Raw genomic sequence first — 6771 nt, forward strand, 5'->3', positions numbered from 1 at the left:
ACGCGCATCGCCACCTCGCTCTTCTCCCATCCCACGATCTGCATCCGCTTCCCTTCCAGGTCCTTGTAGATCTGGAAGAAGTGCTCGATCTCGGCCAGGTAGTGCTGCGGAAGGTCGGCGATGTCGTAGTACTCGTGGTGCAGCGGGTCGTGCGACGGGACGGCGAGGATCTTGTCGTCGGGCTCGCCGCGGTCCAGCATCTTGAGGACCCCGATGGGGCGCGCCTGGATCTGGCAGCCGGGAAAGGTGGGCTCGTCGATCCGCACGATGATGTCGAGCGGGTCGTTGTCCTCGTGCAGCGTGCGCGGGATGAAGCCGTAATCACCGGGATAGTGCACCGCCGAGTACAGGACACGATCGAGCTTGAAGAGCCCCGACTCCTTGTCCAGCTCGTACTTGTTGCGGCTCCCCTTGGGAATCTCGATGACCGCCGTGACTTCGTCCGGTGCGAGGGGGCCGGGCGAGAGGTCGCGCCAGGGATTGATCATGTCAGGAGCCGGGACGGCGGAAGTTGGAAGGGTGGACGGCATGCGCCGGCGACCGGAACATAACGACGCACTGCTGGCGGCGGTACGCGAGGGACGGCGCGCCGCGACCGCGCGGCGTGCGCGCCGTCACCACGCCCCCGGTCGGACGGCGCTTTCGCGGTTGCAGAATGCCGCGCAACTCCGCAGAATCGAGACACGTGATGGCGCGGTAGGCCTTTCGATGACGGCGCGGTACGTTCCCAGCGCCCCCCTCCATCCCTCGAGTCCTCCCATCCGCATGTCCGACATCGACGTCCTTCTGCAGGAACACCGGAAGTTCCCCCCGGACGCGGCGTTCGCCCGCGAGGCGCTGCTCAACTCGCCGGAGGTCTACGAGCGCGCGGCGGCGGACCTCGACGGCTTCTGGGCGGAGCAGGCCCGCCTGCTCGACTGGTACACGCCGTGGCACACGGTCCTCGACTGGAGACCGCCGCGCGCGCGCTGGTTCGACGGCGGGACGCTGAACGTCGCCTACAACTGCGTGGACCGGCACATCGGCGGCAGCCGGCGCAACAAGGCGGCGATCATCTTCGAAGGGGAACCCGGCGACCGGCGCACGCTGACCTACTGGGACCTCTACATCGAGGTGCAGAAGTTCGCGAACGTCCTCCGGAAGCTCGGCGTGCAACGGGGGGACCGGGTGGGGATCTACCTCCCGCTCATTCCCGAGGCGGCGATCGCGATGCTGGCCTGCGCCCGGATCGGGGCGATCCACTCGGTGGTGTTCGGCGGCTTCTCCCCGGAATCGCTCCGCGACCGGATGAACGACGCCCAGGCCAAGGTGGTGATCACCGCCGACGGGGGGTATCGCCGGGGGCAGATCGTCCCGCTCAAGCGCAACACCGACAAGGCGCTCGAGGAGTGCCCGTCGGTGAAGCACGTGGTGGTGGTGCAGCGCCGCACCGGGGGGCCCATCGGCGAGGCCTACGTGGAGATGCTCGAGGGGCGGGACTTCTGGTGGCACCGCCTGATGCAGCACGCGGAGGCCGAGTGCGAGCCCGAGCACATGAATGCCGAGGACGTCCTCTTCATCCTCTACACCTCGGGGACCACCGGGAAGCCTAAAGGGATCGTGCATACCACCGGCGGGTACCTCACCGGTGTCGCCTACACGACGAAGTACGTCTTCGACCTCAGGGACGACGACGTCTTCTGGTGCACCGCCGACGTCGGGTGGGTCACCGGGCACTCGTACCTCGTGTACGGGCCGTTGGCGAACGGCGCCACCTGCGTGATGTACGAGGGGGCTCCGGACTGGCCGGAAAAGGACCGGATGTGGGAGATGTGCGCCCGGCACGGCGTCACGGTCTTCTACACCGCCCCCACGGCCATCCGCGCCTTCATGAAGTGGGGGGCCGAGTGGCCGGCCCGGCACGACCTCTCGCGCCTGCGCCTCCTCGGGAGCGTCGGGGAGCCGATCAACCCCGAGGCCTGGATGTGGTACCACACCTACATCGGCGGCGGGCGCTGCCCCGTCGTCGACACGTGGTGGCAGACCGAGACCGGGGCGATCGTGATCTCTCCCCTCCCCGGGATCACCGCCACCAAGCCCGGCTCGGCGACCCACCCGCTTCCGGGCTTCTCGGCGGAGCTCGTCGACGCCAGGGCCAATCGGATCCCGGTGGGCGGCGGGCTGCTGACCCTCACACGCCCCTGGCCATCGATGCTGCGGACGATTTGGGGTGACGACCAGCGCTACGTCGACACGTACTTTTCGAAGTGGCCGGGGCGCCCCGACCTGTACTTCGCGGGCGACGGCGCCAAGCGCGACGACGATGGCTACTTCTGGATCCTCGGGCGGGTGGACGACGTGCTCAACGTGGCCGGGCATCGCATCGGGACCATGGAGGTCGAGAGTGCGCTGGTGGAGCACCCGTCGGTGGCCGAGGCGGCGGTGGTGGGGAAGAGCCACGAGCTCAAGGGACAGGCGCTCGCCGCCTTCGTGACCCTGCGCACCGGCTTCCACCCCAACCCGGCCTTGCGCGACGAGCTGCGCGACTTCGTGGCGCAGAAGATCGGGGCCATCGCCCGTCCCGACGACATCCTGTTCAGCGCCGACCTGCCCAAGACGCGCTCGGGAAAGATCATGCGCCGGCTGCTGCGCGACATCGCCGAGGGGCGCGCGTTAGGCGACACCACCACGCTCGCCGACCCGGGAGTGGTGGCCAGCCTCAAGGACCAGTACGAGAGCCAGGAGAGCTGACATGCCGTCGCTCCTGCGCCGCATCTTCCCCGAATCGCTCTTTCCCCGGCGCCTCGACGAGTCGGCGGAGCGCCGCATGCGGCTGGCACAGGCGCGCGCGGAGGAAGCGCTGATCGAGACACACGTGCGCAACACGCTGATGTTCATCGACACGCTGTCGGAGGACATGCCGTTCGACCGCGCGATCGATACCTACGTGCGCGTAATGGGGGTCCCCGAACCGCTGTCCAGCCTGGTGGCCACGCGGGTCCTCGTGGAGCTGGGCGAGGAACTGGTCCCGCGACGCGTGGTGCGCTCTCGCCCCCCCAGGGATGCCGGGACGGAGGGAGACGGCGAGGGAGACGGCGAGGGAGACGACGTGCTGCCGACCATGGAACGCCCGGCGCTTCGCCTGAGCGACTCCACGATCACGGAGCGGCGCTAGCGTCCGGAGACGTCCGGGAACGGTCGTCGATGCCGGGGTGCGGGCGCGCCACTCCCGGCAACAGCAAGCCCCCGGGCGTTGGACGGCCCGGGGGAGCAACGACTCCAGGAACGACTTACTCGGACGGACGCGGCTTCTGCCGGGCGCGACGACGAGCCGCGGCCGACTTGAGCTGCCGGGCCTCGCTCGGCTTCACATAGTGCCGCTTGCGGCGCAGCTCCTTGAGGATCCCGGACTTCAGGACCTTCTTCTTGAAGGCCTTGAGGGCCCACTCCAACCGATCGCCTTCGTCGAGCTTGACTTCAATCATGGATGGTTACTCGATGGACACGCCGCACGAGTGGCGACAAGGGATTCGCGTCTTTCGACCCGAAGGGGGCCCCGGGGGGTCCCGGTTGGCGGGGCGCTCCCGATCATGGGGCGCCCCGCCTGAGGCGCCGCGGCCAAGCCACGGCGCCCCGTCGGCTGGTTAGCCGATCTTGACGACGTTCTCGGCCGCGGGGCCCTTCTGGCCCTGCACGACCTCGAACTCCACGCGCTCGCCCTCGGCCAGGGACTTGAAGCCCTTGCCCTGGATGGCCGAGTGGTGGACAAAGCAGTCCTTCTGTCCGTTCTCGGGGGTGATGAAGCCAAAGCCCTTGGCGTCGTTGAACCACTTCACGGTGCCGGTGATACGCATTGCCTAACTCCAAAGTGTTGTGTGGTCGGAGTCCGGTAATGCCGTACATGCCGACTACGCAGGTGATTCGTGGACCAACGCCCCCACGAAGGGCCGCATGAGAGCGGTCGGCATGCAATGCCGGCGTACCCCGATGCGAAAATTCAAAAGGGACCACCGCGAGAGCGAGGTCCCAGGGTCTTCTCGACTGAAGCGCGAAGCCGCGTTTCCGAAGAATGGTAAAATTACGAATACCGGTGAAATCTGTCAATGACGCCGGAGACGACTACATTGCTGCATGACTCCACGCACCGTGACTTCCCCCCCCGCCGAGGCGCATGGCGACGCCGGCTTCGCCGCGCTCGCCCTCGACCCGCGGGTCCTGTCGGCCCTCGACACCCTCGGTTACGAGGAGCCGACCCCCATCCAGCGGGCGGCGATCCCCGTCCTCCTGACCGGGGTCGACGTCCTGGCGCAGGCCGCCACGGGGACCGGGAAGACGGCAGCCTTCGCCCTCCCCCTCCTCCATCGGCTCGCCCCGGACGCCCCGGCCCGGGAGCGCACCGCTGCCCTCATCCTCGTCCCCACCCGCGAGCTGGCCATGCAGGTGGCGGAGGCGGTGCACCGCTACGGCAAGGTGATGGGGGTCGTCGCCCTCCCCATCTACGGCGGAGCGTCGATGGAGACGCAGATCCGGGCCCTCAAGCGCGGCGTCGACGTCGTCATCGCCACCCCCGGCCGAGCGCTCGACCACATTCGCCGCGGGACGCTCACCCTCGACTCGGTCCGCACCGTGGTGCTCGACGAGGCCGACGAGATGCTCGACATGGGGTTCGCCGAAGACCTCGAGGCCATCCTCGAGGCGACGCCCGAGGAACGCCAGACCGCGCTGTTCTCGGCGACCCTTCCCCCGCGCATCGCCGCCATCGCCGGCCGGCACCTGCGCGACCCGGAGACGATCAAGATCGACCGCGAACCGGTCAGCGCCGGCAAGGCGGCCAAGGTGCGCCAGGTGGCCTACATCGTCCCGCGCGTCCACAAGATGGCCGCGCTGGGGCGCGTCCTCGACATCGAGCATCCCACGTCGGCCATCGTCTTCTGCCGCACCCGCACCGAGGTGGACGAGCTCACGGAGACGCTCAACGCACGCGGCTACCGCGCCGAGGCGCTGCACGGCGGGCTGTCGCAGGAGCAGCGCGACCGCGTGATGAAGAAGTTCCGGGCCAACAAGGCCGACCTCCTCGTGGCCACCGACGTTGCGGCTCGCGGCCTCGACGTCCAGCACGTCTCGCACGTGGTCAACTACGACGTCCCGTCGGCGTCGGAATCGTACGTCCATCGCATCGGGCGCACCGGGCGCGCGGGGCGCGAAGGGGTGGCGATCACGCTCGCCGAACCGCGCGAGCACCGCCTCCTGCGCAACATCGAGTTCCTCACCAAGCAGAAGATCGAGATCGCGCAGGTCCCCACGGTGGCCGACCTCCGCGCGCGCCGCCTCGAGCTGACGCGAGCCTCGCTGCGCGAGACCATCCTGGCCGGCGAGCTCGACGCGTATCGCGGGATCGTGGAGTCGCTGGCCGAGGAGTTCGACCTCATGGACGTGGCCGCCGCCGCGGTCAAACAGGTCGAGGCGCGCGACGGCGCCTCGGAAGAAGAGGAGGAGATTCCCGCCGTGGCTCCGCGACGGGAGCGCCGCCCCGAGGGGCGCGCGACGAGCGCCCCCGCGCGGCGCGGAGAGCGGGAAGACGCGGCCGGACGGGAAGAGCGTAGCGCTCGCTTCCGCCCGCGCATCTTCGAGCCGGAGGCGCCGCCGTCGAGCACCGCGCGGCGCGAGGCGGTTGGCCCCACCCGCGACAAGCGCCGGCGGACACGTGGGGCCGAGTGGGATGTGGCGCGTCTCTACATCGGCGCCGGACGCTCCGCCAAGGTGCGCCCCAGCGACCTGGTGGGAGCCATCGCCAACGAAGCGGGGATCGACGCCCGGGCCATCGGCGCGATCCAGATCGCCGACCGCTTCTCGATCGTCGAGGTCCCGGAGGAAGTCGCCGACGACATCGTGAGCGCCCTGCGCTCCTCGACCATCAAGGGACGTCAGGTCCTGGTGCGCCGCGACCGGGCGTGACCGGCGTCGCCTCGGCGACCACTCCGCACGACCACTCCGCACGACCAACCCGTGAAATGCCCATCGCCCGCTGTCGCCGTCAGGCGCCAGCGGGCGAGGCGTCGTAAGGCGTGCGCCAGGCGGCTACTTCTTCTTCTTCGGGATCGGCTTGCTGGCGTCGTAGAGCACCATGGTCTTGTCCTCCCAGCCAAACACCATGTTGCCGGTCCGCTCCAGCTCGGAGATCATCACCTTCGACGAGTCGAGCGGGGCGTCGACCGACACCTTGCGGTCCATGAGCGCCATGTCGTTGGGGATGAGGGCGATGCCGTACCACCGGCGCGTCTGCTCCAGGGCCTGCCGCAGCGGACGGTCGACGACGATCAGGCGACCGCTGGTCCAGGCCAGCGCCTCGTCCAGCGCCGTCTTCTCGGGCTCGCGCATGTTCCCCGCGCCGTCGACCTCGAGCGCCTTGCCGGTCGCGACGGGGCGCACGGTCCTGCCGAAGCGCACGTTCACCGTCCCCTCGTCCACGCGCACCATCGCCGTGGTCGTCGCCGTGTCGAAGTTCACCGCGAATCGCGTCCCGGTGGCCTGCACCGCGACCTCACCGAGCCGCACCTCGAACGGGAGCTCCCCCTGCTGCGCCACGTCGAACGACGCCGTCCCCACCACGCGCACGCCGCGAACGTCGGTGTTGAAGCCCGGGGGGGTGCGCAGCCGGGAGTCGGCGCCGATGGTCACCTTGGTCCCGTCGTCGAGCGTGATCGACCCGACCTGCGCGAACTTGGAGATGACCTCGCTCGATTCGTCACGCTTGAGGTAGCGGGACAGCTTCCCCTCCGGCGTCTCGCGGAA

6 protein-coding genes and 1 pseudogene are annotated in these 6771 nt (G+C 69.3%); 3 read left to right on the forward strand and 4 right to left on the reverse strand.

The features are described from left to right. A partial coding sequence (locus ABS52_18995) for an inorganic pyrophosphatase (protein ODT00070.1) occupies nt 1-488 on the reverse strand: 488 nt, incomplete at its 3' end. A 277-nt stretch (nt 489-765) separates the two neighbouring features. On the opposite strand from ABS52_18995, the gene ABS52_19000 reads away from it, so the two are divergent. Together ABS52_19000 and ABS52_19005 are read left to right on the forward strand one after the other, a co-directional pair. Beyond that, nucleotides 766-2730 (forward strand): acetate--CoA ligase, encoded by a 1965-nt coding sequence (locus ABS52_19000; GenBank protein ODT00071.1) that lies wholly within the window; start codon nt 766-768, stop codon nt 2728-2730. A gap of 1 nt (nt 2731) precedes the next feature. Further along, the gene (locus ABS52_19005) at nt 2732-3154 is read left to right on the forward strand and encodes a hypothetical protein (protein ODT00072.1); all 423 of its coding nucleotides are present in this window, start codon (nt 2732-2734) and stop codon (nt 3152-3154) included. 115 nt (nt 3155-3269) lie between these two features. Here the strand turns inward: ABS52_19005 and ABS52_19010 are convergent, their stop codons facing one another. Continuing rightward, nucleotides 3270-3464 carry a 30S ribosomal protein S21 gene (locus tag ABS52_19010; GenBank protein ID ODT00073.1) on the reverse strand — a complete coding sequence of 65 codons (195 nt, stop codon included), beginning with the start codon at nt 3462-3464 and terminating at the stop codon, nt 3270-3272. 159 nt (nt 3465-3623) lie between these two features. After that, complete coding sequence (locus tag ABS52_19015; GenBank protein ID ODT00074.1) at nt 3624-3833, reverse strand: cold-shock protein; 210 nt, start codon at nt 3831-3833, stop codon at nt 3624-3626. A 292-nt stretch (nt 3834-4125) separates the two neighbouring features. Here ABS52_19015 and ABS52_19020 point away from each other — a divergent pair, with 292 nt between their 5' ends. Further along, complete coding sequence (locus ABS52_19020) at nt 4126-5934, forward strand: heavy metal transporter (GenBank protein ID ODT00075.1); 1809 nt, start codon at nt 4126-4128, stop codon at nt 5932-5934. 123 nt (nt 5935-6057) lie between these two features. Here the strand turns inward: ABS52_19020 and ABS52_19025 are convergent. Continuing rightward, a pseudogene (locus tag ABS52_19025) lies at nt 6058-6771 on the reverse strand (hypothetical protein).

The organism is Gemmatimonadetes bacterium SCN 70-22, from assembly GCA_001724275.1.
Taxonomy (GTDB): Bacteria; Gemmatimonadota; Gemmatimonadetes; order Gemmatimonadales; family Gemmatimonadaceae; genus SCN-70-22.

What these genes read in the sequence shown, in the direction of transcription:
- ABS52_19010 (ODT00073.1), bottom strand. Translation starts at nt 3,464, where the DNA reads ATGATTGAAGTCAAGCTCGACGAAGGCGATCGGTTGGAGTGGGCCCTC.
- ABS52_19015 (ODT00074.1), bottom strand. Translation starts at nt 3,833, where the DNA reads ATGCGTATCACCGGCACCGTGAAGTGGTTCAACGACGCCAAGGGCTTT.
- ABS52_19000 (ODT00071.1), top strand. Translation starts at nt 766, where the DNA reads ATGTCCGACATCGACGTCCTTCTGCAGGAACACCGGAAGTTCCCCCCG.
- ABS52_19005 (ODT00072.1), top strand. Translation starts at nt 2,732, where the DNA reads ATGCCGTCGCTCCTGCGCCGCATCTTCCCCGAATCGCTCTTTCCCCGG.